Raw genomic sequence first — 26488 nt, 5'->3', positions numbered from 1 at the left:
CGCCTCAGTGCACCAGCATCGCGACCGGGCGTGCCGGGCGGGTGCCGTTGTGAGGACGGGTGCGATACGGCAGATCGTGGCCGCTGCCGTTCAGGCAATCGGCGAAATCGTCCAGCGCCGTGGTGAAGGCATCGACGCCGTCGCTGCGCACCAGCCACTGCGCCATGGCGCGCGCGGCCGTGGTGGCGCCATTCTGGAGGGCGGCGACGATGGAAATCAGGCAGACCTCGTCAGCGCCGAGGCAGGCGCAGCAGGGCTGATGATAGACGATGGTGCGGCGGGCATGGCGCGTCAGGCCGACGAGTGCGGCATCCAGCGCGATCAGCGCCGGGCGGGCTTCGGATTGACGAAACTGGCGGTCGAATTCGCGCGCCAGCATCGGCAGATGCTCATGGCCCGAGACCCAGCGGCGGAAGGCCCACAGAACCAGGCGCTCGCCTTCGCTGAGCTCCTGGATACTGGTCGGCCAGTGACCCGACCTACCCTGCTCGACTCTGCTTTCGGTCCCGGCAAACTCACGCATCGACACGCGGCATCCTGTCCTTGCAAATCATTCGCAGGGTCAGTTCTAGCCTTCTTGCGAATGATTATCAAGCGCCGTGTGCCAGCGGCAGGGCAAATTTTATATACCGGAAAAGCGGTTTTTCCCGGCAACGTGCCCCCTACCAGACGCCGAAGAGGATTCCCCGGGCTTTGGCAGTCCCGGTGCGCTTTTCGACATCGGCATCGGACAGGGTGGTGCGGATGCGGCGCTGCCGCATCCATGTGAACAATCGCGCCGCCAGCTCTTCACGCAGCCCGGCATGGGCCGGGCTTTCGCCAAGATCCGCATATTCGTGGGGATCGTCCTGCAGATCGAAGAGCTGCGGCCGGAAGCCCTCATAGGCGATGTATTTCCAGCGATCGGTGCGGACCATGTAGGCCCTGGCGCGATCCGGCGGCAAGCCCAGGATGTGACGGGCCGGCCGGAAGGCGTAATCGCACTCGCTGAACGCCGCCTCACGCCACAGCGGCGTCGCCTGGCCGAACAGGCGCGGCAGCAGTGAAGCGCCCTCCAGCCGATGCGGCTGCGGCACGCCACCTGCCACATCCAGGAAGGTCGGTGCCAGATCGATGGCTTCGACAAAGGCATGGTCCACCTTGCCGCGCGTCGCATCGGCGGCATCATCGGGATGATAGACAATCATCGGGATGCGCACGCTTTCCTCGTGGAACAGCTCCTTCTCGCCGAGCCAGTGATCGCCGAGATAGTCGCCGTGATCGCTGGTCAGCACGATCAGCGTGTCCTTCATGCGGCCGGACTGTTCGAGGAAAGCGAACAGGCGGCCAAGATGATCGTCCAGTTGCTTCACCAAGCCCATATAGGTCGGGATCACAATGTCGCGCACATCGGCGCGGCTGAAGTTCACCGACTCTTCATGCTGCATGAAGGCCGCGACCACCGGATGCGGATTGCGGTGTTCGGCATCGCTTTGCCGCACCGACTGCATCTGGCCCGGACCGTACATGTTGTGATACGGCGCCGGCGCGATATAGGGCCAGTGCGGCTTGATGTAACTGAGATGCAGGCACCAGGTCTGATCGCCGGAGGCGCGAATGAAATCCATCGCGCGGTCGGTCATGTAGGGCGTCTCCGAATCTTCCTCGCGAATGCGCGCGGGAAGATTCGAGTTCCGCATGTACCAGCCGCTAAGGATTTCACCCCCTGGCCCCTCGCCGGCGTTGGCATAGTCATGCCACGGATTTTCCGAAGCATAGCCTTTCGCCCGCAGCCAGGCATTGTAAGCCAGATCGGGGTCCAGCAACTGATCCGGATGCAGGCCATCATCGCGCTCGAAAGGTTCGAAACCGCATTCGGAGATCAGCACACCAAGCGAGGACTTCGGGTCGACACCGAGCCGCTTCATCCCGTCATCGTCGCTTTTCATATGAGTCTTGCCGACCAGCCCGACGCGGTAACCCAGCGGACGCAGATAATCGCCCATCGTCAGTTCTGTAGCACGCAGCGGAACGCCGTTATAGGTGGCGCCATGACTGGTCATGTAGCGGCCGGTGTAAAACGACATGCGCGACGGACCGCAGACCGGCGCCTGACAATAGGCCCGGTCGAACAGCACGCCGCGCTTCGCCAGCCCGTCGATATGCGGCGTCTGCAGAGTTTGATGTCCGGCGCAGGACAGATAGTCGGCCCGCAGCTGGTCGGCCATGATGAAAAGGATATTCCGCACGCCAGCCATCACCACGCACTCACACTCATTGTCGTACTCTGCGCTGCTCAGTTTTCCGGTTTGAACCCCGACGCGACGACGGCCGGCGCCCAGAACGCGGAATCCCGCTTCTGAATCTCGCGCAACTCAGCCGCAGTCGTCCCGGTTGCCTGCAGGCCAATCGCCATGAGTTGTTTCGCCATTTCCGGCGACTTCAACCCATCAACCATGATCCTGTTGATGCGAGCCACGATGTCTGCCGGCGTATTGGCCGGGGCATAGACCGCATACCAGGAGTCACCTTTGATCCTGTACCCGCTCTCGATGAAGGTCGGCACTTCAGGGAGGAAAATCGACCGCTTTTCGCCCGATACCCCAATGACACGAACCTTACCTGCCTGGTGCAGGCTCATGACATCCGGCACCGTGGTGAGAACCATCGCGATCTGTCCGCCAGCCAGATCAGCCATCGCCGCCATCGAGCCCTTGTAGGTGACATGCTGCAGGTCAAGGCCGGCAGCCTGGCCGAACAGAACCATGAAGAAATGGGGCAGCGTGCCGGCGCCCGGCGTGCCGTAATTGGCCTGTGACGGATTGGCCTTGATCCAGGCCATCAGCTCCTTGATCGACGACACGTTGATGTTATTCGCGACAGCGAGTGCGAATTCCATCGTCGCCACTTGCGAGACCGGCACCAGATCAGTCACCGGATCGTAGCCCAGGTTCGAATAAACATGCTGGTAGACCGCGACGGGCGCGATCGGTGTCATCAGCAGGGTCTTGCCATCGGGCGCGGCGCCCTTCACAGCCTGCACGCCGATCCGGCCGGCAGCACCGGCGCGATTCTCGACGATCACCGGCTGGTCGAGACCGATGCGTAGCCTTTCTGCCAGCATGCGCGCCAGAGCATCGCCCGAGCCGCCTGCAGCAAAGGGAAAGACAATCCGTGTCGGCTGAGCCGCAATCTGGGCTATGGCCCGGCCTGCGACCGATGTCGTGGCTGCCGCTGCGGCCGTATACGCCATCATGGATCGGCGACTGATCATGGTGCTTCCTCCCTGTGCGGCCGTCTCGCGCGGCTTATCCGGCCGAGTGTGGACCCGGGTCAGGGCAAGCAGAACTCTCTTCCGCCAATGTTTCACCTGGTGTAACACTGAACGAACGGAGGTGCGCGTGCAGACCAGGGTGAAATCGGTGCGGGCGCTGGCCCGCGGGCTGGAGGTGTTCAAGGCGTTGCACCAGCATCGCAGCGCCAGCCTGCAGGAGCTGTACGACGAGACCGGCCTGGCAAAGCCCACATTGCTGCGCATTCTGAAGACTCTGCAGGAAGGCGGTGTCGCACGCCGCTCGCCCAGCGACGGGCGGTATCGCGTCAGCGCCAGCGTGCGGTTTTTCGGGCAGAATCTCGGCGAGGAGGATGCCATTGCCGAACAGGCCGCGCCGGTGCTGGACCGGCTCTGCCGCGATGTGATCTGGCCGTCCGATATCGCCGTCTACAAGGACGGCGTCATGGAAATTCTGGAAAGCAGCCGGCACCAGACGCCTTACATGGTGAACCGCGACCGTATCGGCTTCCGCGTCCACATGCTGATGAGCGCCATGGGACGTATCTATCTGGCTTTCAGCCCCGCCGCTGAACGCCGGGCGATCCTGCTGCGTTTGAGCCGGTCCGGCGATCCCTATGATCGCGCGGCGCGCAACCCATCAGCGGTGCTGGCTGACCTGGCCAGGGACCGGGCCCGGGGCTATGCCGTGCGCGAGGCCGGCTACGGTCGCTGGGGCCTCGCCGAGCGCAGCCATGCCGGCGCCATCGCCGTGCCCGTGCTGCAGGGCAAACGCGTGCTGGCCAGCCTCAGCCTGTCCTGGGCGGCGGGAGCCACCACGCGGGAGCAGATGGTCGATCAGCATCTTAGCCGTCTGAAATCCGCCGCCGCCGAGATTGCCGCTCGCCTGCCGGCTCCGGCAGGGTGAGTGCTGCGGAGCACTGGAATCGCTGTCCTGATACGGCTGCCGGCTTGCCGGATCGCGACGGGTCACGTAAACAGACGGCCAATGACGGGAGCCGGATTAGCTCAGCGGTAGAGCAGCGGTTTTGTAAACCGAAGGTCGGGGGTTCAATCCCCTCATCCGGCACCATTTCCTCCTGATGTCCCGCCCCGGTCGCCGTCCAGCACCGGCATCTCCATGACGAACCAGGCCCGGGCAATCTTGCCATCCGCCATGTCGTAAATGGCGATGACATCCACCTGCCCCGGCCCTTCCGGAAATGTGCGCGTCACCACTTCGCGGTCGACCACGGTATTACCCGCGCTCATCAGCTGGATCAGCCGGCCGAACAGGTTTGGCTCACGGAACCGGACTTCATGTCGCGCACGGATCGCCGCTGCGCCGTCGGCCAGCAGCGTATCGGGATGCGCGTAGATTTTCGCATCCACTGCCCAGCAGGCCATGAAGGCTTCGATGTCTCTGGCGTTGTAAGCGTCCAACTGACGCTGGATGACGGCTTTGTTGGCGATGGCTGACATGGCGTCTCGATCCCACTGGCAATGGTGAGACCTTAATCAGACGCGCCCGGCACGGAAATCATGGAATTGTATCCCGGCAATCGCGTTAACACTGCCTGCCAACTGAAAATTGCCACAATGCACAGCTCTGATCGGACCATGCCTCTTCACCGCTGCTTCGCCGCCCTGACCATTTTCCTTGCTTGCACCGGTCATGCCGCAGCTTCGACTCCGCAAGCCTGGCAGGAGTTGTTCGCGGAGGCCGGCCGGCAATGCGCGGCGGAAAGCGGCCTGCTCGATGCGGCTGCCCTGGCACAGCCGATTGATCTCGGCGATGTGGTTCTGGTGCTGGTCGGCGGTATGTGGCCGCAGCCGCATATGAAGCAGGCACCGGCGCATCTGCTGTGCCGCTACAGCAAGGCGAATGGCGATACGACAGTGATCGAACTGCCCGCCGACTGGCGGACGCAGTTGCGCTGATCAACCGTCGAGCAGAAGATCCTTGGCGCGATTGATCTGCGCGGCCAGATAGGTCGAGCCGCCCTGATCCGGATGAAATTTCTTCATCAGCCGGCGATGCGCGGCGCGGATGTCGGCAGCACTGGCGCCGGGCTGCAGGCCCAGCACCTCCCAGGCCTGTTCGCGCGTCATCGCGCCATTGGCGGCTGGCGACGCCGCCTCACCTGCATCACCCTGCGTGGCGCGTTCACGCCAGTCTTCACCAATGCTGCGATCCAGATAAGCTTCCAGCAAAGCCGCTGCCTGGTTGTCGTGACTCTGGCAGTCGCGCAGCAGCAGAATCAGCTCCTCGAAGCTGAGTGACGACAGCCGCCGCCCGGCATGGCGGCCCTGCAGAACATCGCCATCCATCCGGCCGGTCGCATGATCGAGTTGCATCCGCAGCCAGCCGGTTTCGACGGTGGACTGCTGGCCGCTGCCACTTGTCGTGCCGTCGAGATCGTCGTTACCGGTGCGGGCGCGCTGCCAGCCGCTGCCGAGGCCGCGACCGCCGAACAGACTGCCGAGATTGAATGGCAGCAGGCCGCGCGGCAGATAACCCAGCGAGGCAGCCGCCGCCGCGCCCAGCATAAGGGCGGCGTCGATGCGGCCGCGGATCAGGAAGAACACGGCAAGACCGCCGCAGATCACCGCGCCGGCAATCTTGAGAACTTTCGCGAGGAATTTCGGATCTGCATTGAGAAAGCCGCGCGCCCCCAGCAGCAAAAGGATCAGACCAACAATGCCAAGCGCGAAGAAGGCAGCCATCGGTGTTATCGCATCTGGCCGATCAGGGCGCGTACTTCGCGCCCGGACCCGGCGGCAAAATTTTCCAGCGCGCGATAGCCGCCGGCCGCATAGACGGCGACGGCCGACAGCAGGTCGCGTAATGTCGCGGCGCTGGAGGCATCGAAGCTGCAATAGGCCCCGCGCGTCAGCCGGGCCATCTCCTGGAAGCAGGCCTTGGCGCGCGGCTCCCCGCCTTCCTGAAAAGCGAAGATCGGCACGCCGAGCAGGCCGAGTTCACCGGCCCGCATCGCGACATCATCGGGGCTTTCTTCCAGGCAATCGCCGATATAGACCAGCGCATTGATCTTGCCTTCGCGCCCTTCCGCCAGCGTATGCTTCAGCACACGCTCGATCTGGGTGTGGCCGCCGACGCATTCAACCTGCCGCATCAGCCGTAGCATGGCATTGGCTTCCGATACCCAGCCCGAAGCCTTGCACTCGCCAAGGCCACGGAAAAAGACGAGCTGGATATCGAGCCCGCCAAGCGACGCCGTGGTGCGGAACATGTCGGCCTGGATGCGCTGCGCTTCATCCCAGGTGGCGCGGCGGCTGGCAGTGGCATCCATGGCAAAGACCAGGCGGCCACGGCCATTTGCGGCAGGAGTGGCTTTGGGGGCCAAAGCGGCCTGACGCAGAAACGCCTCGACCTCCTTGGTCGTGGATTTTGCCGGCAGGCGATCCTTACTGTCCATGCCGTAAGGATATAGGGGGGGACCGGGTAAAGCAAAACCCCCTGAAAACCGCGACTGCCGGGTTATTTGCTGGCAGGACCGAACAGCAGGTCAGGCAGCCAGGTCGACATGATCGGCACATAGGTTGTGATGATCAGGAAGACCAGCAGGATCGACAGCCAGGGCAATGCCGCGCGAACCACCTGCAGGATCGGCATGCCGGTGATTCCGGACGTGACGAACAGGTTCAGACCGACTGGCGGCGTAATCATGCCGATCTCCATATTCACCACCATAATGATGCCGAGATGGACCGGATCGATACCGAGTTCCATGGCGATGGGGAACAGGATCGGCGCCAGGATCAGGATAATGGCCGACGGCTCCATGAAGTTGCCGGCGATCAGCAGCAGGATGTTGACGACGATCAAGAAGGCCCAGGGCGGCAGACCCCAGTGGATAATCGTTGCGGTGATTGCCTGCGGAATCTGCTCGGTGGTCAGCACATGGGCAAAGAGGAAGGCGTTGCAGATGATAAACATCAGCATCACCGTGGTTTTCGCCGCCTCGAGGACGACATGCGGGACCTGCGAGAAGCTCATATCCTTGTAGATGAACACGGCCACCACGAAAGCATAGATCGCGGCGACGGCCGCCGCTTCGGTCGGGGTAAAGACGCCGCCATAGATACCGCCAAGGATTATGACGATCAGCATCAACCCCCAGATGGCTTCCTTGCCGGTGCTGAGTCTTTCAGCCCAGGAATGCCTTTCCTGCCGCGGCAGTTTCAGCATCCGTGCTGAGATATAGACCGCCGCAATCAGCATCAGGCCAAGCAGCAAGCCGGGAACCACGCCGGCCATGAACAGGCGGCCAACCGAAGTTTCGGTCGCGGCACCATAAACCACCATCACGATCGATGGCGGGATCAGGATGCCGAGTGTGCCGGCATTGCAGATCACGCCGGCCGCATATTCCTTGGTGTAGCCGGTGCGCACCATACCGGCGATGACGATCGAACCGACCGCAACCACCGTGGCCGGCGAGGAACCGGATACGGCGGCAAACAGCATGCAGGCAATCACCGACGCGATGGCAAGGCCGCCATAGGTATGGCCGACACAGCTGATGGCGAAGTTGATCATCCGCCTGGCCACGCCGCCGGTGGTCATGAAGGCGCCGGACAGGATAAAGAACGGGATCGCCAGCAGCGTATACAATTCCATTGTCGCAAAGAACTTCAGCGACAGCGAGGCCAGGGAATCCTGGGCGAACAGCAGAACAGTCAGCACGCTGGCGAGGCCGAGCGAAATACTGATCGGCAGCCCCATCATCATCAGAAGGAACAGCACCGCGAACAGGAACAGCGTGTTCATCGGGCTGCTCCGTCAGAGCCGGCATCCGGCCCGGCGAGATTGGCCCGCAACACCTCGGCCGCCTCGTCGCCGAGATTGAAGCCCGCCAGCCGCCCGGTCAGGATACGCCAGGTCATCTGCAAAAGCCGGAAACCAAGCAGGCCAAAGCCAATCGGCACGATGACAACCAGCAACCAGCGCGGCAGCGGAATATCCTCCGCCTCGACATCCAGCATGAGCATGGTGTCGAAATACTGGTAGCCGCCGATGAACAGGATCACCGCATAGGTCAGGCACAGCAGGGCTGCGATCAGGCCGGCAATCCGCTGGCCGGGTCGCGGTAGCAGCTTGACCAGCACATCGACACCGATATGGAAACCGACCTTGATGCCGTAGGAGATGCCGATCATCACCAGCCACCCGAACATGTAGGTGGTGGCTTCGAGCGCCCAACCCCAGCCGGAATTGAAGACGTAACGCAGCACGACCTGTGAAAAGGTAAGCAGCGTCATGGCGACGAGGAGGAGGATCATCAGACCCTCCTCCAGCCGGTTCATGATCTTTTCGATCATATGGTCGCGCCCCCTCGCGACGATATGCGACGCCTAGCTGGACTTGTTGGAAGACAGCGCGGCGTCAATCAGGTCCTGCCCCACATCAGGCGCGAACTGCTTGTAGACCGGGGCCATTGCCTTGCGCCACTGCGCCTGCTGGTCCTTGGTCAGGGTGATGATCTGGGTCTTGCCGGAGTCCATGATCTTCTTCTTGTCGGCCTGGTTGATGTCCTCGGCAAGCTTGTTGGAATAGGCAGTCGCCTCATCCATAGACTTGCTAAGTACGGTGCGGACATCGGCCGGCAGGCCCTTCCAGAATTTGGTGTTGGTGACCACCATGTAGTCGATCACACCATGATTGGTCTCGGTGATGTATTTCTGGGCCTCGTGGAATTTCTGCGAATAGATGTTCGACCACGTGTTTTCCTGACCGTCGACGGTGCCGGTCTGCAGCGCCTGGTAGACTTCGGCAAATGCCATCTTCTGCGGATTGGCATTCAGCGCCTTGAACTGCGCTTCCAGAACATCTGATGGCTGGATACGGAATTTCAGTCCCTTGGCATCTTCCGGAACGCGCATCAGCCTGTTGGCCGACAGCTGCTTCATGCCGTTATGCCAGTAGCCGAGGCCGGTATAACCCTTGCTTTCCATCGAGGTCAGCAGGCCCTGGCCAATCTTGCCCTTCTGGAAGCGGTCGATCGCATTGATATCGTCAAACAGGAAGGGAAGATCGAAAACCTGCAGTTTCTTGGTGAACTTGGCGAACTTCGACAGTGACGGGGCGATGAACTGCACATCACCGAGCAGCAGGGCTTCCATCTCCTTGGCATCGCCAAACAGCTGCGAGTTCGGATATACCTCGACGACGACCTTGCCAGGCAGCCGCTCCTCGACCAAACGCTTGAATTCCAGGGCGCCCTTGCCCTTCGGCGTCGCATCGGCGACCACATGGCTGAACTTGATCTTGATTGGATCGGCGGCCTGCGCCGGGCTGGTCGCCGCACCGACGGCGAGAACCGCCATCATGGCAATCGCGTATCGCATTGTGTTTCCTCCGGTTGCCGCACGGCTATGCCGCGGCGGAATCTCGCTTTTTAGCGATGATTTAGCTCTCCCTGACGCCCGGGAAATTCCCAGCCGTCGCGGCAACAATACCAGATGAAAGTGGTCGGACAACCATACAATCCAACTCATGCCGCAACTGCACAATCGCAGCAAAGCAAAAACGCCGCCGGTTTGCACCGGCGGCGTTCCCGATTTCGGGGCTGACTGCTGATTCAGCCTTCTTCCGTGAAGGCCTCTTCGCGTTTCTTGCGGATCGAGGGCAGCAACACCACGATCAGGCCGATCACCGCGAGCGCCAGCATGGTGGCGCTGATCGGGCGCTCGACGAAGACCATCGGGTCGCCGCGCGACAGCACCATGGCGCGACGCAGGTATTCCTCCATCATCGGGCCAAGAATGAAGCCGAGCAGCAGCGGCGCCGGTTCGCAATCCAGTTTCGACAGCACGTAGCCAAGGATGCCGAACAGCGCCATGAGATAAACGTCGAAGGTCGAGTTGTTCAGGGAGAAGACGCCGATTCCGCAGAAGACCAGGATGGCCGGATACAGCAGATGATACGGCACGGTCAGCATACGCACCCACAGACCGATCATCGGCAGGTTCAGCACGACCAGGAAGAAGTTGCCAACCCACATCGAAACAATGATGCCCCAGAACAGCGCCGGCTGTTCGGTCATCACCTGCGGGCCAGGCTGGATACCCTGGATGATCATCGCGCCGATCATCAGCGCCATCACCGGATTGGAAGGAATGCCCAGCGTCAGCATCGGAATGAAGGAGGTCTGCGCGCCAGCGTTGTTGGCTGATTCCGGCGCTGCCACGCCTTCAATGGCGCCTTTGCCGAAGTTCTTCGAGTTCTTCGAGATCTTCTTTTCCAGCGAATAGGCGGCAAAAGAGGACAGCATGGCGCCGCCGCCCGGCAGGATGCCGAGCGCGGACCCCAGCGCGGTGCCACGCAGCACTGGTGCGGTGATCGACTTGATATCCTGCCAGGTCGGCAGCAGGCCGGTGATCTTGCGACTGAAGACGTCGCGGGTCTCTTCATTCTCCAGGTTACGGATGATCTCACCGAGGCCGAACATGCCCATGGCGACGATCACGAAGTTGATGCCGTCGGCCAGTTCGGGGACGTCGAACGTGAAGCGCGGCGTGCCCGAGGTGACGTCGGTGCCGACCAGGCCGAGCAGCAGGCCGAGCAGGATCATGGCAATCGCCTTGATCAGCGAGCCATGCGCCAGCACCACCGAGGCCACAAGGCCCATCACCATCAGCGAGAAATATTCGGCCGGACCGAATTTCAGTGCGATCTCGGCCAGCGGCGGCGCGAACAGCGCCAGCAGGAAGGTCGCCACAGTGCCGGCGAAGAAGGACCCCAGCGCAGCTGTCGATAGCGCAAGCCCCGCCCGGCCCTGACGCGCCATCTGATAGCCGTCCAGCGCCGTCACCACCGAGGATGATTCACCAGGCAGGTTGATGAGGATGGCCGTGGTTGAGCCACCATACTGGGCACCGTAATAGATGCCGGCGAGCATGATCAGCGCCGAGACCGGCGGCAGCCCGAAGGTGACCGGCAGCAGCATCGCAATCGTGGCCGTCGGGCCAAGGCCCGGCAAGACGCCGATCAGCGTGCCGACAAAAACGCCACCCAGGCAATAGAGCAGGTTGAGCGGGGTGAGAGCGACTTCAAAGCCGGTATAAAGATTGGCAAACAGTTCCATTTACTCAATCCTTCTCAACCGCCAAGCCACGGTCCGCGGACCGGCATCGGCAGGCCCAGGGCGTAGATAAAGACAACCGTGCAGAAAACCGCCATGCCGATTGCGAGGACCAGCGTCGGCTTCCAGTTGAAGCGCTGGCTGGCATAAGCGCTGACGGCAACCAGCGCGGCGGTCGCAATCGGCACGCCGGCCGAGCGGACCAGGAAACCGAACAGCAGCGTGCCGATGATCACCAGCACCAGGCCCTTGAGCGTGAAACCGCGCATCGGTTCTTCGGCGACGGTGACGCCCCGCACCGCGATGGCGATACCGATGGCAATCAGGATGCCGGACAGGATGACGGGGAAGAATGCCGGCCCCATGCGGCGGGCCGTGCCGAAATTGTAATCCCGGGCGATCCACATGAAGGCCACCCCGAACAAGATAAACAGCAGACCAGAATAGAAGTCCTTCTGGTTGCGAATGCCTAAACCCGACATTTTCTCCCCCTGTACACAACTGACTGGCAGACTTTGTACAAGGGGCGCCCCGCCGGAAAAAGGCGGGACGCCCCAAGTTTACGCGAATGCTATACGACGATCAGTCGGCGTATTCGCCGGCGGCTTTGATGACCGGCGCCCATTTGGCGATCTCAGCCTTCAGATGCGCACTCAGCGCCGCCGGGGTCGCGCGATCCTGCGCCACCGGCTCCGTGCCGAGTTCGGCGAAGCGCTGCACGACCATCGGGTCCTTCAGCGCAACCTTCAGCGCGTCGCTCAGCTTGTCGATCGCGGCCTTCGGCGTCCCCTTCGGAGCGTACATGCCGTGCCAGATCGACACTTCAAAGCCCTTCATGCCAGCTTCGTCCATGGTCGGCAGGTCGGGCAGCGACGGCACGCGGGTCTTGGTGGTGACGGCATAGGCCTTGATCTTGCCGCCCTTGATCTGACCGGTGGTGTTGGTGGTCTGGTCGCACATCAGATCAATCTGACCGCCCAGCAGGTCGTTCATGGCCGGGCCGGTGCCCTTATAGGCCACGGTGGTCATCTGGGTCTTCAGCGCGCTCATGAACATCAGGCCGCAGAGATGCGAGGCCGCACCCACGCCGGCATTGCCGTAGGACACCTTGTCCTTCTGCTGCTGCACATAGGTGATCAGTTCCTTGAAGTCCTTCGGCGGAAGATCCTTCTTGGCGACGATGGTCATCGGCACGTCGGTGACGAGGCCGATCGACTCAAAATCGTTGATGGTGTCATAGGGCAGCTTGCGATACAGCGTGGCGCTGGTGGCATGACCGATGTGATGCAGCAGCACGGTGTAGCCATCCGGGGCTGCGCGGGCAACGCGGCCGGCACCCAGCGTACCGCCGGCGCCGCCAACGTTTTCGACGATGACCTGCTGCTTCAGCGCCGTGCCCATCGACTGACCGATCAGACGGGCGACGGTGTCGGTCGGACCACCGGCGGCGAAGGGCACCACCATCGTGACGGTCTTGTTCGGAAAGTCCTGGGCCTGGACCGCAGTGCCGGTCAGGATCAATGCGGCACCGGCGAGCAGCGAAAGTGTCGTCTTCATGTTTTCTCCCCTGTAAAATACGGTCGGATCAAGCCCGAATAGCAGGCTCGTTAAAGCACAGATAGGCAGCCTCCTCCAAGGGAAAGCGGCCCGCTTTCCATATCTTGTGGTCGCAAAAAATCCGCTTGTGCAGTGCAGCATGCCGCGGTTTCAGGCAATTCAGTCCGCAGTTATCAAATTCAGACCAAGCAACAGCGCGCGCACTTCCTGCCGTGCTGCGGCCTGCGCCATGCTCAGGCCCGCTGACGTGCCCTGCGGTCCTGCCCGATCGAGGTCCATCAAAGTCAGTCCGCTGAGGAAAAGTTCGCGGAAAATAACACGTTCCGACAAGCCAGGCAGAAAACGGAAGCCGATCCGCTTCTCCAGCGATTCAAGTACGTGACCGACATTACGCTTGTTGCGTGCATCGAGATGCGACAGCCGGTTGCGGATCACGACCCAGTCGACGTTCTGGCGGTCGCGCGCGAATCTCTGCTTGCGCTGTTCCCAAACCATAACGGCATATCGACTCGGTTTGATCACCTTGAGCGTGTCCGGGTCGACGCTGGCCAGCAAATCCACATCTATGAAACTGTCATTTACCGGCGTCACCAGCAGATCGGCATAGGAATGGCCGATGCGGGCGAGATTTGTGTCGCTGCCCGGGCAGTCCACCAGAATAAAGTCATGCTGTGCGGAAAGCTCGTCAACCGTGGCGGCGAACTGCGCCGCCTCCTCCGCCGCTGCATCGGCCTTCACGCCCAGTTCGCTTTCGATGATCACGCGATAGTCAGGCATCGCCAGCCGCAGGTTATGCCTGGTGATGAAGGCGCGCCGGTTTTCCAGATACCGCGTCAGCGTGCGCTGCTTGCCATCCAGATCGATGGCGGCGATCCGACCGCCCTCGAGCAGCAGGGCGATCAGGATATGCATCGACGTGGTCGACTTGCCAGAACCGCCCTTTTCGTTGCCGACGACAATGATGCGCGGCCGCTGAACGGTCATATCGAATCACCCAACTGGAAAATACAGGCTTTGGTATTACAGCAAACCGAGATCGCGCAACTCGGCCAGCAGCTTCGGCGGCAGTTTGTCGGTGCCCTTACCTGCAGTCGCGACATCGGGCGGGGCATCTTCGGCTTCGAGATAACGCCAGCCCTGGTGCGGCCGGCGCGGCAGCGGCAGCACCGGGATCAGTTGCGTCTTCATCACGATACCGCAGTGTGGCCCCTTGTTCTCCAGCACGGCCTCTTCCAGGCCGACGATGGGGCAGCGCACAGCGATATGGCCCTTGACGATCCAGTAGAGCGAGCCGCCGTCCAGCACCTCTTCTGACCGCTTGGGCATATGGCGCGTATAATGCGTGAAGGTCTTCCCGGCCTTGCGACGGACCTTCATGCGCTCCTGGAAATGTTCGATGCTGTCGATGCCGACGGCGATTTTCAGCAGATGGACCGGCACGACGGGCTCATACCTTCTTGGCTCACAGGCATTTCGACTTGAGGGCGCGGGCCACGCGCGAGGCTGGCGGTCGGCCCAGCCGGTCGGAAATCCACCAGGCGGTCTGCACCAGCTTCTTCAGGTCGATACCGGTTTCGATCTCCATGCCGTCCAGCATGTAGACGACGTCCTCGGTGGCGACGTTACCGGTGGCGCCCGGCGCATAAGGGCAGCCGCCGAGGCCGGCCACTGATGCATCATGCCGCGCGAGACCACATTCAAGCGCGGCCAGCGTATTGGCCAGCGCCTGTCCATAGGTGTCGTGGAAATGACCGCCCAGTTTTTCCAGCGGCACCAGTTTGGCGCAGGCCTCGATCATGCGTTTCACCTTGGCCGGTGTGCCGACGCCGATAGTGTCGCCCAGGCCGATATCGTCGCAGCCGAGATCGTAAAGCTGCTTGGTCACCTTCGCCGTCTGCTCCGGGGCGATATCGCCCTCGAAGGGACAGCCGACCACAACCGAGACGAAACCACGCACCTTCACGCCATCACGCTTCGCGGCCTCCACCACCGGGCGGAAGCGCTCGATGCTTTCCTCGATGCTGCAGTTGATGTTCTTTTTCGAGAAGCTCTCGCTGGCAGCGGCGAACACGCCGATCGCCTCGGCGCCGGCGGCGCGCGCACCTTCATAGCCCTTCATGTTCGGCGTCAGCACCTGATAGGTCACACCCGGACGGCGCTTCATCTGCGCCATCACCGCCTCATGGTCCCCCATCTGCGGCACCCATTTCGGTGACACGAAGCTGGTCGCTTCGATATGCGTCACGCCGCAATCGACAAGGCGGTCAATCAGTTCGACCTTCACCTCGGTCGACACCACGCCGGGTTCGTTCTGCAGGCCATCGCGCGGACCGGCTTCCCAGAGTGTAACTCTTGTGGGCAGCGCCATACTCAGCCCTCCGCCTCGATCTGCAGCAGCGACGCGCCTTCCGGTACCTGCTCGCCGGCCTTGAAGTTCACCTTGGCGACCTTGCCCCTGCCCGGCGCGGAAATGGTGTGTTCCATCTTCATCGCTTCCAGGATCATCAGCGGCTGGCCTTTCTCGACGCTGGCGCCTTCTTCCACCAGGACCTGCACGATCTTGCCAGGCATCGGCGCGTTCAGCAGGCCACTGCCGGCTTCATCCAGATCGCCGGCGGCGCGCGGATCGATAATCGACAGGCGATGCGTTTCACCCGGCAGCAGTACCACCAGATCGTCGTCACGACGCACGATGCCGGCGCGCTGGCGACGGCCGTCGATCACGGCATCAAGTCCGCCTTCGCTGTCGATCACGCCCTGCACAACGGTTTCGGCATCGCGGGCATGCACGCGCAGCGCACCACCGGACAGGTATTCGATGCGGCATAGGATGTCGCTGTCGCGCTCGCGCATCAGCAACTCGTCCCAGCCCTGATCGTTCAGACGCCAGCCATCGACTGCGGACCACGGCGACCACGGATCGCCACTCTTGCTGGCTGCCTGCGTCACAGATGCACGACGCTCCAGCGTCACGGCGAGAGCCGCCAGCGCCAGCACATGAATGGGTGCCGGTTCAATCGGCGGCAGCAGATCGGCGCGGAAGCGTTCGATGAATCCGGTATCCAGATCGCCGCCGACAAAGGCGTGGTGGCTGACCAGTTCGATCAGGAAAGTCGTGTTCGTGGTGACACCGGCGATCTGATATTCACCCAGCGCCTGCCGCATGCGGCGTAAAGCCGAGGTGCGGTCAGCATCCCAGACGATCAGCTTGGCGATCATCGGATCGTAGAACGGCGTGACAGAGTCGCCTTCGCGCACGCCGGTATCGACGCGTACATGGGTATCCTCTGCCGGCGCGCGCAGGCGATGCAGCGTGCCGACGGAGGGCAGGAAATTCTTCTGCGGATCTTCCGCGTAGATACGGGCTTCCACCGCATGGCCGGTGATTTTCAGCTGGTCCTGCGCCAGCGGCAGTTTGCCGCCGGCAGCCACGCCCAGCTGCCAGGCCACCAGATCCTGCCCGGTGATCATTTCGGTTACCGGATGCTCGACCTGCAGGCGTGTGTTCATTTCCATGAAGTAGAAGCGGTCGGGCCGAAGTCCATCCGAGACATCGGCGATGAACTCCACCGTGCCGGCGCCGACATAACCGATCGCCTTGGCGGCAGCCACGGCCGCATCGCCCATCGCCTTGCGCATCTCTGGCGGCATGCCCGGCGCCGGGGCCTCTTCCAGCACCTTCTGATGGCGGCGCTGCACCGAGCAGTCGCGCTCGAACAGATGCACGGCATTGCCAAGACTGTCAGCGAAGACCTGGATTTCGATATGGCGCGGCTTGATCAGGTATTTTTCCAACAACACCTTCTGGTCGCCAAAGGCATTGGCGGCTTCGCGCTGCGCGCCGGCCAGAGCTGCAGCGAATTCCCTGGCACTGTCGACGCGGCGCATGCCCTTCCCGCCGCCGCCCGCCACCGCCTTGATCAGCACTGGATAGCCGATGCGTTCGGCCTCCTTCGCCAGCAGCTCAGGCGTCTGGTCGTCACCGTGATAGCCCGGCACGACCGGAACCCTGGCCTTTTCCATCAGCGCCTTGGCGGCGCCCTTCAGGCCCATCGCCTCGATCGCCGAGGGTGGCGGACCAATGAAGACCAGCCCGGCTTCCTTGCACGCCCTGGCGAAGGCGGCATTTTCAGAGAGGAAGCCGTAGCCCGGATGGATCGCCTGCGCACCGGTGCGTTTGGCGGCTTCGATGATGCGGTCGGGCAGCAGGTAGCTTTCGCGCACCGGAGCGGGACCGATATGCACAGCTTCGTCGGCCATCGCCACATGCCGTGCATTGGCATCGGCATCGGAATAGACCGCAACCGTCGCCACGCCCATGCTTCTGGCGGTGCGGATGACCCGGCAGGCAATTTCGCCGCGATTGGCAATCAGAATCTTGCGGAACACGTTGCCCAGCCTCTCTACTTCGCCCAGTTCGGCTTGCGCTTGTCGAAGAAGGCCGCCAGACCCTCCTGGCCTTCCGCGCTGGCGCGGCGGTCGGCGATATTCTGTGCAGTGAACTGCATCACCTCTTCATCCACGCTGCGACCGGCCACGCGGCCAACCAGCAGCTTGCTGTCGCGGATCGCACCCGGCGCACCCTGCAGCAGCATACTCACCATCTCGATACCGCGGGTTTCCAGCGCGCCCTCGTCGGCCACCACCTCATGGATCAGGCCGATGCGACAGGCCTCGTCAGCAGTGAAGCGTTCGGCAGTGAGAAAATAGCGCCGCGCCTGACGCTGCCCCATGGCCGCCACCACATAAGGTGAAATGGTCGCCGGGGTCAGGCCGAGCCGCACTTCGGTCAGTGCGAATTGCGCGCCCCCGGTCGCCACCACGATATCGGCTGCCGAGGCCAGACCGGTGCCACCGGCCATGCAGTTGCCGTGGACGAGCGCGAGCGTCGCCTGCGGCAAGTCGTTCAGCTTCTTCAGCATGCGCGCCATATTCATGGTGCTGGCACGGTTTTGCTCGGGCGTGGCCTGGCCGGATTTGCGCATCCAGTCGAGATCACCGCCAGCTGAAAAACTCTTGCCCGCGCCCTTCATGACCACGACGCGCACATCGGAACGAGCGGCAAGGTCATCCCAGATTTTCGTCAGTGTCAGAATGACATCGTCATTGAATGCGTTGTGAATCTGCGGCCGGTTCAGCGTCACCGTGGCGACGCCGCGCGGATCGATATCGAGTAGTACGATCTGATCAGTCATGGCGCTGCCTCACATCCGGAACACGCCGAACTTCGTCGGCTCGATGGGTGCGTTATGCGCAGCGCTCAGACCCAATGCCAGCACCATGCGAGTGTCGACCGGGTCGATGATACCGTCATCCCACAGCCGCGCCGAGGCATAGTACGGATGGCCCTGGCGATCGTACTGCGTGCGGATCGGGTTCTTGAAGGCTTCTTCCTCGTCCTTTGACCAGTTGCCACCGCCGGCTTCGATGCCGTCGCGCTTCACGGTCGCCAGAACGCTGGCCGCCTGCTCACCGCCCATCACCGAGATACGGGCATTCGGCCACATGAACAGCAGGCGCGGGCTGTAGGCCCGGCCGCACATGCCGTAATTGCCGGCACCGTAGGAGCCGCCGATGATGACCGTAAACTTCGGCACGCGTGCGGTTGAGACCGCCGTCACCAGCTTGGCGCCATCCTTGGCAATGCCGCCGGACTCGTATTTCTTGCCGACCATGAAGCCGGTGATGTTCTGCAGGAAGACCAGCGGGATGTTGCGCTGGCAGCAGAGCTCAATGAAATGCGCACCCTTGAGCGAGCTTTCCGAGAACAGGATGCCGTTATTGGCGATGATGCCGACCGGGTAGCCGTGGATGCGGGCGAAACCGCAGACCAGCGTGCTGCCATAGAGCTTCTTGAACTCGTCCAGTTCGGAATCGTCCACGATGCGCGCGATAATCTCTCGCACGTCGAAGGGAACGCGGCCATCCTTCGGGATCACGCCATAGAGTTCTGCCGGATCGAAACGCGGCGGCTTCGGCTCGCGCACATCGCCCGACACCTGCTTCACCGTGTTCAGATTGCCGACGATATTGCGCGCGAGGCCCAGCGCATGGGCGTCGTTCATCGCATAATGATCACTGACGCCTGACACGCGCGCATGCACATCGGCGCCACCGAGATCTTCGGCCGACACCACTTCGCCAGTGGCCGCTTTCACCAGCGGCGGGCCAGCAAGGAAGATGGTGCCCTGGTTGCGGACAATGATCGACTCATCCGACATCGCCGGCACATAGGCGCCGCCTGCGGTACAGCTGCCCATCACCACGGCGATCTGCGGGATGCCGATGGCCGACATGTTGGCCTGATTGTAGAAAATGCGGCCGAAATGTTCCTTGTCGGGGAACACCTCGTCCCAGGTCGGCAGGTTGGCGCCGCCGGAATCCACCATGTAGATGCAGGGCAGACGGTTCTGCAGCGCGATCTCCTGCGCCCGCAGATGCTTCTTCACCGTCATCGGAAAGTACGTGCCGCCCTTGACCGTGGCGTCGTTGCACACGATCACGCATTCGCGGCCATTGACCCGGCCGATACCGGTGATCACGCCGGCGGCTGCGATGTCGCCGCCATACATGTCGTAAGCAGCGAACTGGCTCAGTTCAAGAAATGGCGAACCGGGATCGAGCAGCGTGCGCACACGGTCACGCGGCAGCAGCTTGCCGCGCGAGAGATGCTTCTCGCGCGCCTTGTCGCCGCCGCCCAGTTTGATCTGGCGGACCTTGGCTTTCAGATCGTCAACCAGTGCCTGCATCTGGGCGACATTGTCGCGGAAGGCGGCCGAACGGGTATCGAGTTGGCTGGTGAGCGCGCTCATGGGGCGTTCTGTTTCTCGCTCTCGGACGGTGATGCCATTGACCATGCCAGCCGCCCCGGATGCCTGCAAGGGGCACCGGCGGAAAAGGATGCGGCAGCCGCGGCAACCTGTTAATTTCGCGCCCTGTCTATTCACTGTATCGACAAAAACTATGGAGGAAACATGGCCGGCAAAGGCTTCGATCTCAGCGGCAAGGTTGCCCTTGTCACCGGCGGCAATGGCGGCATCGGTTTGGGAATGGCCGAGGGTATGGCACAGGCCGGCTGCGACCTGGTGATCTGGGGCGGCAATCCCGACAAGAATGCCGCTGCAGAAAAGAAACTCTCCGCCTATGGCCGCAAGGTTCTCGTGCAGAAGGTGAATGTCGCCGACGAAGCACAGGTTGAAACCGCCATGGCCGAGGCACTGAAAAAGATGGGCCGCATCGACGGCTGCTTCGCCAATGCCGGCGTCAGCCAGAAGCGCGCCGTCTTCCATGAGCTCAGCACCGAGGAATGGCGCCGCGTGCTCTCGGTCAACCTCGATGGCGCCTTCTTCACCCTGCGTGCCGCCGCCCGCCACATGGTCGAGCGCAGCCAGAATGGTGACAAGGCCGGCGGGCGCCTCGTGGGCATGGCCAGCACGGCTGGTGTGCATGGCGCGGCGCGCGCCGAATCATACGCTGCCAGCAAAGGCGCGATGCTCTCGCTGGTGCGTGCCCTGGCCGTTGGCATGGCGCGCTATGGCGTGACGGCGAATTCCATCCTGCCGGGCTGGATCGAGACCGAGATGACGGCGGCCGGCGTGGCCGATCCGAAATTCAGCGGCAATGTACTGCCGCGCATTCCGGTGCGGCGCTGGGGCCAGGGTTCGGATTTCGCCGGCATCGCCACGTATATCATGAGCGACACCAGCCAGTATCACACCGGCGACAGTTTCGTGATCGACGGCGCTTATACCATCTTCTGACGCGCCGCCGCCCGGGCTGCCGCTCTGGCAGCACGCACCTGCATCCACTGCATGCGCAGGATGCCGGCGAGGATGAGAATCCCGCCGGCAACCTGCTGCAGTGTGATGGTGGCACCAAAGAACAGCGCCGAGACCGTCACCGCGAAAACCGGTGCCAGGCTGGAATACAGCGTGGCAACCGGCACGCCGATGCGGCTGACGCCATAATTCCAGAACAGGATGGCGATACCCGCGCCGCCGAGCCCGATGCAGAGCAGCATGCCAATCGCCGAGGCTGCCGGCAGTTCGGTGGGCAGGCGGTCGGGCTGCATCGTGGCCAGGATACCAAACAGGCTGCAGATCAGCAGGCCGCCGGACAGCGAACTCAGCAGCGTGATGCGCATCTGGCTGAAGCCGAGTGGCGCGAGCCAGCTTTGCGCGCGCATCGAATACCAGCTCCACAGCACCATGGCGCAGACCAGCAGCCCTTCGCCCAGATACGCAATCTCCCCCGGTGCAGAAGCACGCGCCTTCACGGCATCCATCGCCACCAGCGCTGCGCCGACCATGGCCGCAATGGCCGCCGGCCAGAAGCCACGCGCCAGCGGTGCCCGCAACATCAGCTTCGCGAGCAGCGCCGCCACCAGCGGGCCGGCGCTCATCACGATGGCGGCCCGCACCGGTTCCGACAGCATGATGCCGATGGTGAAGCAGAGCGAGAACATCGCCATTGCGGCGCCAAGCTGCAGTACCCTGGCCCAGGGCATCGGAGCGCGGAACGGCCACTTGCGGTCGTAGATCAGCGCCAGCGCAAGCAGCAGCGGCGCCGGAATCAGATAGCGCACCGCCGAGACGAAGAACGGATCGAGATGCCTGGTCGCCAGGGCATGCGTCATGGGGATCATCATGCCCCAGAGCAGCGCGGTGGTCACAAGTCCGGCAACGGCCAACGCGGTGCCGGCTGGTTTTTCTGACATGCCGGGCTACTTCTTCTGCGACAGCCAGCGGTCGATGTGATCGATGCGGTCCGAGCCCCAGAACATCTCGTCGTCGACGATGAAGGTTGGCGTGCCAAAGGCCTTGGCTTCGATCGCCTCGGCGGTGGAATCGATCACCGCCTGTCGCGCGGCGGCATCTTCGGCAGCCTTGGCGATCTCGGCTTCGGGCACGCCGGCCACATGAACCACGGCCTTGAGATGCTCGGGTGCGGCGATATCCTTGCCCTCGCCCCAGTATTGCTTGAACGCTGCCTTGGCGAAGGTCACCGCTTTGGTCGGATTCTGCTCCTTCAGCCGGTAAAACAGCAGGCGCGGCAGCTTGGCATCGGTCGGAAACGGGTTGGGCGTGGTGACAATGGGCAGGCCGGCGAGTTTGGCCGAGCGCGTCCAGTCATGCTCCATGTAGTCCATCTTCACCTTCGGAAAGGGTGTGCGATCCGGGATCGCCTTCCACAGATGACCAATCGAAACCGGCCGCCAGTCGACGCTGCGATTGTGTTTGCGCGCCACGGCCTCGATCGTGTTGGCGCCGATATAGGCGTACGGCGAGGTGAAGTCCCAGTAGAAGATGATCTGCTTGGCCACTGCGCGTCTCCCTTTTTATGTTTTGCTTATCCGTTACCAGCCGCCGCGCGACAGCCAGCGGTCGATCTGGTCAATGCGATCCGCGCCCCAGAAAGGCTCGCCATCAACAAAGGTGAACGGCGAGCCGAACACGCCGCGCTGCTGGATCGCATCTTCGGTCACTTCGCGTAAGCGGGCCTTGATCTCGGGCTGCTCGATCCCGGCCAGGAAAGCCTTGCTGTCGACGCCCAGCCTGGCGGCAATCTCGGCCAGGACTTCAGCGGACGAGATATCGCGGTCCTCGACAAAGTAGGCCGCATAGACCGCCTTGATGAATGGCACTGACTTGTCGGGGTCGGTTGCCTTCAGCCAGTAGGTGCCGCGGCAGGCGGCGATGGTGGCGAGCGGGAATTTCGTTGGCATCGTGAAGGCAATGCCGTGTTCACGGGCGCTGCGATTGAAGTCGTGGGTCGAATATTTGCCCTTCATCGGATACTGCACCAGCGGCTGGGTGCCCTCCGACTTGAACACCGCACCAAGCAGCATCGGTCGCCAGTCGACCTTGCGGCCATGCTTGCTGGCCAGCGCTTCTATGCGCTGGGCGCCGATATAACCGTAGGGCGAACCAAAATCGAAATAGAATTCCAGCGGGGCGGCCATGCTGTCCTCGTCTTTTTGTGTCGTCAGTCGAAACCGAACGCGCGACGGAAACCGCGCCAGATCGGATGCTCTTCCGGTTCAAGTTCGATGCCGATCGAGGTAACGCGATCCTTGCGGATTTCACGCGCCACCAGTTCCACCGGGCCCCAGCGCACGCGGTCACCCACCACGGCGCGGTGGCGCAGCCGTCGCCGCATGTAGCTGCCGACCGGTTCGCCGCGATCCTTCTCCTCGACCGGAAGACCGTAGAGCAGTGCCACCTCGCCCAGCAGCGTATCGCCGGTCAGCACGAATTCGCCGAACACCTCCTCGCCGCGATCGCGCTTCTTGCGCCGCTTGCTCGTTTCGCGTGAGGTGAACAGGCGGTCGAGCGAGAAGAACTGTTCGGCCGGCGCCAGCACCAGGATGTAATCGCCGGTTTCCAGGTGGTCGAGTTTGAGGCGGTCCATCACCGTGCCGTCGCGGATCACGGTGATGATGCGCGAACGTCGTGGCAGCGGAATCTCGGTGAAGCGATAACCCAGCGCCGGTGCATCGGCCTCGACGCGGTAGCTGGCGACATCGCGATCCGCCGTGGATCCGAGGTCGAGTTCGGTGCGGCTGACGGCTTCAGGCTTGGGCGGCAGTTCGAGACCGAAGAACCGCGCCACCGGCGCAATCGTCCAGCCCTGCAGGGTGAGCGAGGCCAGCACGCAGACGAAAGCCGCCGTGACGTAGACGTCGGAATTGGGCAGCTTGGCCAGCACCGGGATGGTGGCGAGGAAGATCGGCACCGCGCCGCGCAGGCCGATCCAGGAGATGAAGCCGATCTCGCGAAAGCTGTAGCGGAACGGCACCAGGCAGAGCAGCACCGCCACCGGACGCGCCAGCACGATCAGGATGCCGGCGACAACACCGCTGCCGGCCAGATAGGGCTTCATCTGGTCCGGCGTCATCAGCAGGCCGAGCAGCAGGAACATGACGATCTGGCTGAGCCAGCTCAGGCCGTCGTAGAAGCGCAGGATCACCTGCGCGCCGCGATGCCGGCGGTTGCCGAGCACCAGGCCGGCGACATAGACCGCAACATAGCCCGAGGCGTGCAGGAAATAGGCGCCGGAAAAGATCAGCAGCGCCGCCGCCATCGCCACGATGGGATAGAGGCCGCCGGCGACCGGCACGCGGTTGAACAGCGCCACCAGCAGGAAGCCGCCAGCCACGCCGACCATAAGGCCGCCCACCATTTCGACAAGGAATTGTGCGACAAGTTGCAAGGTATCGGGCGGCTGGCCGTGTCGCAGCAATTCGACCGCCATCAGGGTCAGGAAGATCGCCATCGGATCATTGATGCCGGACTCAACTTCGAGCGTGCCGCTGACGCGCTTCTGCAGCGCCAGACCCTTCATGTTGAGCAGGAAGAACACCGCCGCCGCATCTGTCGAACCGACAATGGCGCCGACCAGGAAGGATTCCAGCAAGCCGAGGCCGAGCGCGTAATGCGCCGCCACGCCAACCAGCCCCGCCGTCACCACCACGCCGACAGTGGCCAGCACGAAGGCCGGCGCCACCACCAGCCGCACGGTGCTGAAATGTGTGCGCAGGCCACCATCGAACAGGATGATGCCGAGCGCCGCCGAACCGACCGAATAGGTGAGCTGGTAGTCGTTGAAGACGATGCCGCCGGGACCGCCCTCGCCGGCCAGCAGGCCGAGGCCGAGGAAGACCAGCAGGAAGGGAACGCCAAAACGGCTCGAAGCCGACCCGGCAAAGATGCTCACCAGGACCAACAAGGAGGCAATAAAAAGAATCTCGTTGGCCTGGTTCAAACGCTGTTGCTTCCTGTTTCCCTAGCTTCCGTCGTCAGCCTCCCGGGGCATTCCCGGCGATGGCCCGGCTGATCACCAGTCGCTGGACGTCGCTGGTACCTTCGTAAATCTGGCAGACGCGAACATCCCGGTAGATGCGTTCCACCGGGAAATCGGCCAGATAGCCGTAACCGCCGTGAATCTGGATGGCATCCGAGCATACCCGTTCGGCCATTTCAGAGGCAAACAATTTGGCCATGCTGGCCTCTTTCAGGCAGGGCAGGCCGGCATCCTTGAGCCGCGCGGCACTCAGGATCAGCTGATGCGCCGCCTCGATGCGGGTCGCCATGTCGGCCAGCCGGAAAGCCACCGCCTGGTGGTTGATGATCGCGGTGCCAAAGGCCTCGCGCTGGCCTGCATACATCCGGGCTGCGTCAAATGCCGCGCGCGCCATGCCGGTGGCCTGCGCGGCGATGCCAATGCGGCCGGATTCCAGGTTTGCGAGTGCGATGCGGTAGCCTTCGCCCTCGGCGCCCAGCATGGCATCCTCGGGCACCCGCACATCCTCCAGCACGATCTGGCAGGTGTCGGAGCATTTCTGCCCCAGCTTCTGCTCGATACTTGCCACGCGGTAACCGGGCGTATCGGTGGGAACCAGGAAGCAGGACATGCCGCGCTTGCCTGCTGCCGGATCGCTGATGGCGAAGACCAGCGCCAGTTTGGCGATCGAGCCCGAGGTGATGAACTGCTTCACCCCGCTGATCACCCACTGATTGCCCTCGCGTCGGGCCCGGGTTTTCAGCGCAGAGGCGTCCGAGCCGGCCTGCGGTTCGGTCAGACAGAAGGCACCGATCCATTCGCCGCGTGCCAGCGGCTTCAGATACTGCTCCTTCTGCGGCAGCGTGCCGTAACGCAGCAAAGCTGCACAGACAGGCGAATTGTTGACGGACATGATGGTGCTGACGGCGCCATCGCCGGCGGCGATTTCCTGCAGCGCCAGCACATAGGCAACGAAATCTGTGTCCGCGCCGCCCCACTGCTCGGGCACGCCCATGCCCATCAGGCCGAGATCTCCCATCTGGCGCAGCAACTCCACCGGCGGCTTCGCCGTCCGGTCGCGCTCGGATGCGCCCGGCACCAGCTTTTCCTGGGCGAAGTCCCGCGCCATGTCGCGGATCATCTGCTGTTCTTCGGTCAGCATGTCATTCCTTCCGCTGCATCAGCTTCACGCCGGCGACATAGGCCAGCACCTGTTCAGACGTCAGCGGCCGGCCGGCCGTGGCGCAATACACACCATCCAGCCGCTGGCTGCCTTCGGTCAGCGGCTCGTCCTTGGCCGCCTTAGCCTGAAGCCCGCTGCTGCCTTCCGCCGTCTGCGGCTGGGCATAGAAGCCGAGCGCCACGCATTGCCGCGTGCCGAGATCGAACCGTCGTGACAGCACCGCCCCGTTCAGCGTCGCCAGTTTTTCGTCCTTTGCCTGTGTCGCCTGCGGCTTGGGCGCCTCCAGCCCGTTCAGCACGGTGGTGGCGAAACGGATCAGGTCGACCGGGCCGGTCAGGTAATGATCCTCGCCACTGAGGTCACGCAGGACGGCAAGGGCAAAACTGCCGGCCGGCTTCTGCGCCTTCCACAGATAACGCTCCAGCCGGTAGCCCAGCGGCGAGGAGAAGGATTCCGCCAGTTGCGGCGCTGCCGTCAGGCCCTCGGCGTCCCAGCGCACACGCTGATCGGTCGCACGCAGCGGCTCCCAGCGCACATCGGTTTCGTCACTGGCCTGCGCGGGCAGAGCCGCGAATGCAGCAAGGGCGATGGCAACAGAACGCAACAACC

The 26488-nt window shown here is 62.9% G+C and carries 27 protein-coding genes and 1 tRNA gene; 4 read left to right on the top strand and 24 right to left on the bottom strand.

Features of this window, described 5'->3' with window-relative positions; all coding sequences use genetic code 11:
* Positions 1-4: 4 nt before the first annotated feature.
* From FNB15_RS15420 to FNB15_RS15410, 3 genes are all read right to left on the bottom strand, one after another.
* Positions 5-523 carry a hypothetical protein gene (locus FNB15_RS15420; RefSeq protein WP_144069565.1) on the bottom strand — a complete coding sequence of 173 codons (519 nt, stop codon included), beginning with the start codon at positions 521-523 and terminating at the stop codon, positions 5-7.
* Between the two features lie 139 nt (positions 524-662).
* Complete coding sequence (locus tag FNB15_RS15415; protein ID WP_221932661.1) at positions 663-2228, bottom strand: alkaline phosphatase family protein; 1566 nt, start codon at positions 2226-2228, stop codon at positions 663-665.
* Positions 2229-2275: 47 nt separating this feature from the next.
* Positions 2276-3436: a Bug family tripartite tricarboxylate transporter substrate binding protein gene (locus FNB15_RS15410; RefSeq protein ID WP_185973573.1), complete on the bottom strand. Its 1161-nt coding sequence runs from the start codon at positions 3434-3436 to the stop codon at positions 2276-2278.
* Between FNB15_RS15410 and FNB15_RS15405 the strand changes: the two genes are divergently transcribed.
* Both FNB15_RS15405 and FNB15_RS15400 read left to right on the top strand, forming a co-directional pair.
* Positions 3381-4178, top strand: coding sequence for an IclR family transcriptional regulator domain-containing protein (locus FNB15_RS15405; RefSeq protein ID WP_185973572.1), 798 nt, complete (start codon positions 3381-3383; stop codon positions 4176-4178). The genes FNB15_RS15410 and FNB15_RS15405 overlap by 56 nt on opposite strands.
* Positions 4179-4268: 90 nt before the next feature.
* Positions 4269-4343 (top strand) — tRNA-Thr (locus tag FNB15_RS15400).
* Here the strand turns inward: FNB15_RS15400 and FNB15_RS15395 are convergent.
* Positions 4331-4732 carry a nuclear transport factor 2 family protein gene (locus FNB15_RS15395; protein WP_144069561.1) on the bottom strand — a complete coding sequence of 134 codons (402 nt, stop codon included), beginning with the start codon at positions 4730-4732 and terminating at the stop codon, positions 4331-4333. The genes FNB15_RS15400 and FNB15_RS15395 overlap by 13 nt on opposite strands.
* A gap of 138 nt (positions 4733-4870) precedes the next feature.
* Between FNB15_RS15395 and FNB15_RS15390 the strand changes: the two genes are divergently transcribed.
* Entirely contained in the window at positions 4871-5191 is a 321-nt protein-coding gene (locus FNB15_RS15390) for a hypothetical protein (RefSeq protein ID WP_144069560.1), read from the top strand.
* Here the strand turns inward: FNB15_RS15390 and FNB15_RS21380 are convergent, their stop codons facing one another.
* From FNB15_RS21380 to FNB15_RS15320, 14 genes are all read right to left on the bottom strand, one after another.
* Entirely contained in the window at positions 5192-5977 is a 786-nt protein-coding gene (locus tag FNB15_RS21380) for a DnaJ domain-containing protein (protein ID WP_144069559.1), read from the bottom strand.
* A 5-nt stretch (positions 5978-5982) separates the two neighbouring features.
* A complete protein-coding gene (locus FNB15_RS15380) occupies positions 5983-6690 on the bottom strand; it encodes a VWA domain-containing protein (protein ID WP_144069558.1) in 708 nt (235 codons plus the stop codon).
* 62 nt (positions 6691-6752) lie between these two features.
* Positions 6753-8045, bottom strand: coding sequence for a TRAP transporter large permease (locus FNB15_RS15375; protein ID WP_144069557.1), 1293 nt, complete (start codon positions 8043-8045; stop codon positions 6753-6755).
* Positions 8042-8557 carry a TRAP transporter small permease gene (locus FNB15_RS15370; protein WP_221932660.1) on the bottom strand — a complete coding sequence of 172 codons (516 nt, stop codon included), beginning with the start codon at positions 8555-8557 and terminating at the stop codon, positions 8042-8044. The genes FNB15_RS15375 and FNB15_RS15370 overlap by 4 nt, the downstream gene beginning before the upstream one ends.
* A 72-nt stretch (positions 8558-8629) precedes the next feature.
* Positions 8630-9622, bottom strand: coding sequence for a TRAP transporter substrate-binding protein (locus tag FNB15_RS15365; RefSeq protein ID WP_144069555.1), 993 nt, complete (start codon positions 9620-9622; stop codon positions 8630-8632).
* A 233-nt stretch (positions 9623-9855) separates the two neighbouring features.
* Positions 9856-11361 (bottom strand): tripartite tricarboxylate transporter permease, encoded by a 1506-nt coding sequence (locus FNB15_RS15360; RefSeq protein ID WP_144069554.1) that lies wholly within the window; start codon positions 11359-11361, stop codon positions 9856-9858.
* A 14-nt stretch (positions 11362-11375) separates the two neighbouring features.
* Positions 11376-11840, bottom strand: a complete 465-nt coding sequence (locus tag FNB15_RS15355; protein ID WP_144069553.1) for a tripartite tricarboxylate transporter TctB family protein — start codon at positions 11838-11840, stop codon at positions 11376-11378.
* Between the two features lie 100 nt (positions 11841-11940).
* On the bottom strand, positions 11941-12915 hold the full coding sequence (locus FNB15_RS15350; protein WP_144069552.1) for a tripartite tricarboxylate transporter substrate binding protein BugD: 975 nt from the start codon (positions 12913-12915) through the stop codon (positions 11941-11943).
* Positions 12916-13074: 159 nt separating this feature from the next.
* Positions 13075-13899 (bottom strand): division plane positioning ATPase MipZ, encoded by an 825-nt coding sequence (locus FNB15_RS15345; RefSeq protein WP_144069551.1) that lies wholly within the window; start codon positions 13897-13899, stop codon positions 13075-13077.
* 36 nt (positions 13900-13935) lie between these two features.
* Positions 13936-14355, bottom strand: coding sequence for a DUF1489 family protein (locus FNB15_RS15340; protein ID WP_144069550.1), 420 nt, complete (start codon positions 14353-14355; stop codon positions 13936-13938).
* A 22-nt stretch (positions 14356-14377) separates the two neighbouring features.
* Positions 14378-15283: a hydroxymethylglutaryl-CoA lyase gene (locus FNB15_RS15335; protein ID WP_144069549.1), complete on the bottom strand. Its 906-nt coding sequence runs from the start codon at positions 15281-15283 to the stop codon at positions 14378-14380.
* A 2-nt stretch (positions 15284-15285) separates the two neighbouring features.
* Positions 15286-17304: an acetyl/propionyl/methylcrotonyl-CoA carboxylase subunit alpha gene (locus FNB15_RS15330; RefSeq protein WP_144069548.1), complete on the bottom strand. Its 2019-nt coding sequence runs from the start codon at positions 17302-17304 to the stop codon at positions 15286-15288.
* A gap of 14 nt (positions 17305-17318) precedes the next feature.
* Positions 17319-18110, bottom strand: coding sequence for an enoyl-CoA hydratase-related protein (locus FNB15_RS15325; protein ID WP_144069547.1), 792 nt, complete (start codon positions 18108-18110; stop codon positions 17319-17321).
* A gap of 9 nt (positions 18111-18119) precedes the next feature.
* On the bottom strand, positions 18120-19727 hold the full coding sequence (locus FNB15_RS15320; RefSeq protein WP_144069546.1) for a carboxyl transferase domain-containing protein: 1608 nt from the start codon (positions 19725-19727) through the stop codon (positions 18120-18122).
* Positions 19728-19889: 162 nt separating this feature from the next.
* Here FNB15_RS15320 and FNB15_RS15315 point away from each other — a divergent pair, with 162 nt between their 5' ends.
* The gene (locus FNB15_RS15315; RefSeq protein ID WP_144069545.1) at positions 19890-20675 is read left to right on the top strand and encodes an SDR family NAD(P)-dependent oxidoreductase; all 786 of its coding nucleotides are present in this window, start codon (positions 19890-19892) and stop codon (positions 20673-20675) included.
* Here FNB15_RS15315 and FNB15_RS15310 read toward each other — a convergent pair.
* The 6 genes from FNB15_RS15310 to FNB15_RS15285 form a co-directional block, all read right to left on the bottom strand.
* A complete protein-coding gene (locus tag FNB15_RS15310; RefSeq protein ID WP_144069544.1) occupies positions 20660-21631 on the bottom strand; it encodes a DMT family transporter in 972 nt (323 codons plus the stop codon). The genes FNB15_RS15315 and FNB15_RS15310 overlap by 16 nt on opposite strands.
* A 6-nt stretch (positions 21632-21637) precedes the next feature.
* A complete protein-coding gene (locus FNB15_RS15305) occupies positions 21638-22237 on the bottom strand; it encodes a 2-hydroxychromene-2-carboxylate isomerase (RefSeq protein WP_144069543.1) in 600 nt (199 codons plus the stop codon).
* Between the two features lie 33 nt (positions 22238-22270).
* A complete protein-coding gene (locus FNB15_RS15300; protein WP_144069542.1) occupies positions 22271-22876 on the bottom strand; it encodes a 2-hydroxychromene-2-carboxylate isomerase in 606 nt (201 codons plus the stop codon).
* Positions 22877-22899: 23 nt separating this feature from the next.
* Complete coding sequence (locus FNB15_RS15295) at positions 22900-24630, bottom strand: potassium/proton antiporter (RefSeq protein WP_246068699.1); 1731 nt, start codon at positions 24628-24630, stop codon at positions 22900-22902.
* A gap of 82 nt (positions 24631-24712) precedes the next feature.
* On the bottom strand, positions 24713-25858 hold the full coding sequence (locus FNB15_RS15290) for an acyl-CoA dehydrogenase family protein (protein WP_144069540.1): 1146 nt from the start codon (positions 25856-25858) through the stop codon (positions 24713-24715).
* A gap of 1 nt (position 25859) precedes the next feature.
* Positions 25860-26486, bottom strand: coding sequence for a hypothetical protein (locus FNB15_RS15285; RefSeq protein WP_144069539.1), 627 nt, complete (start codon positions 26484-26486; stop codon positions 25860-25862).
* Between the last annotated feature and the right edge of the window lie 2 nt (positions 26487-26488).

Origin of the sequence: Ferrovibrio terrae, assembly GCF_007197755.1 — a bacterium.
GTDB lineage: Bacteria > Pseudomonadota > Alphaproteobacteria > Ferrovibrionales > Ferrovibrionaceae > Ferrovibrio > Ferrovibrio terrae.
Note: the sequence above shows the minus strand (reverse complement) of the source record. Positions and strands in the feature narration are given on the sequence as shown.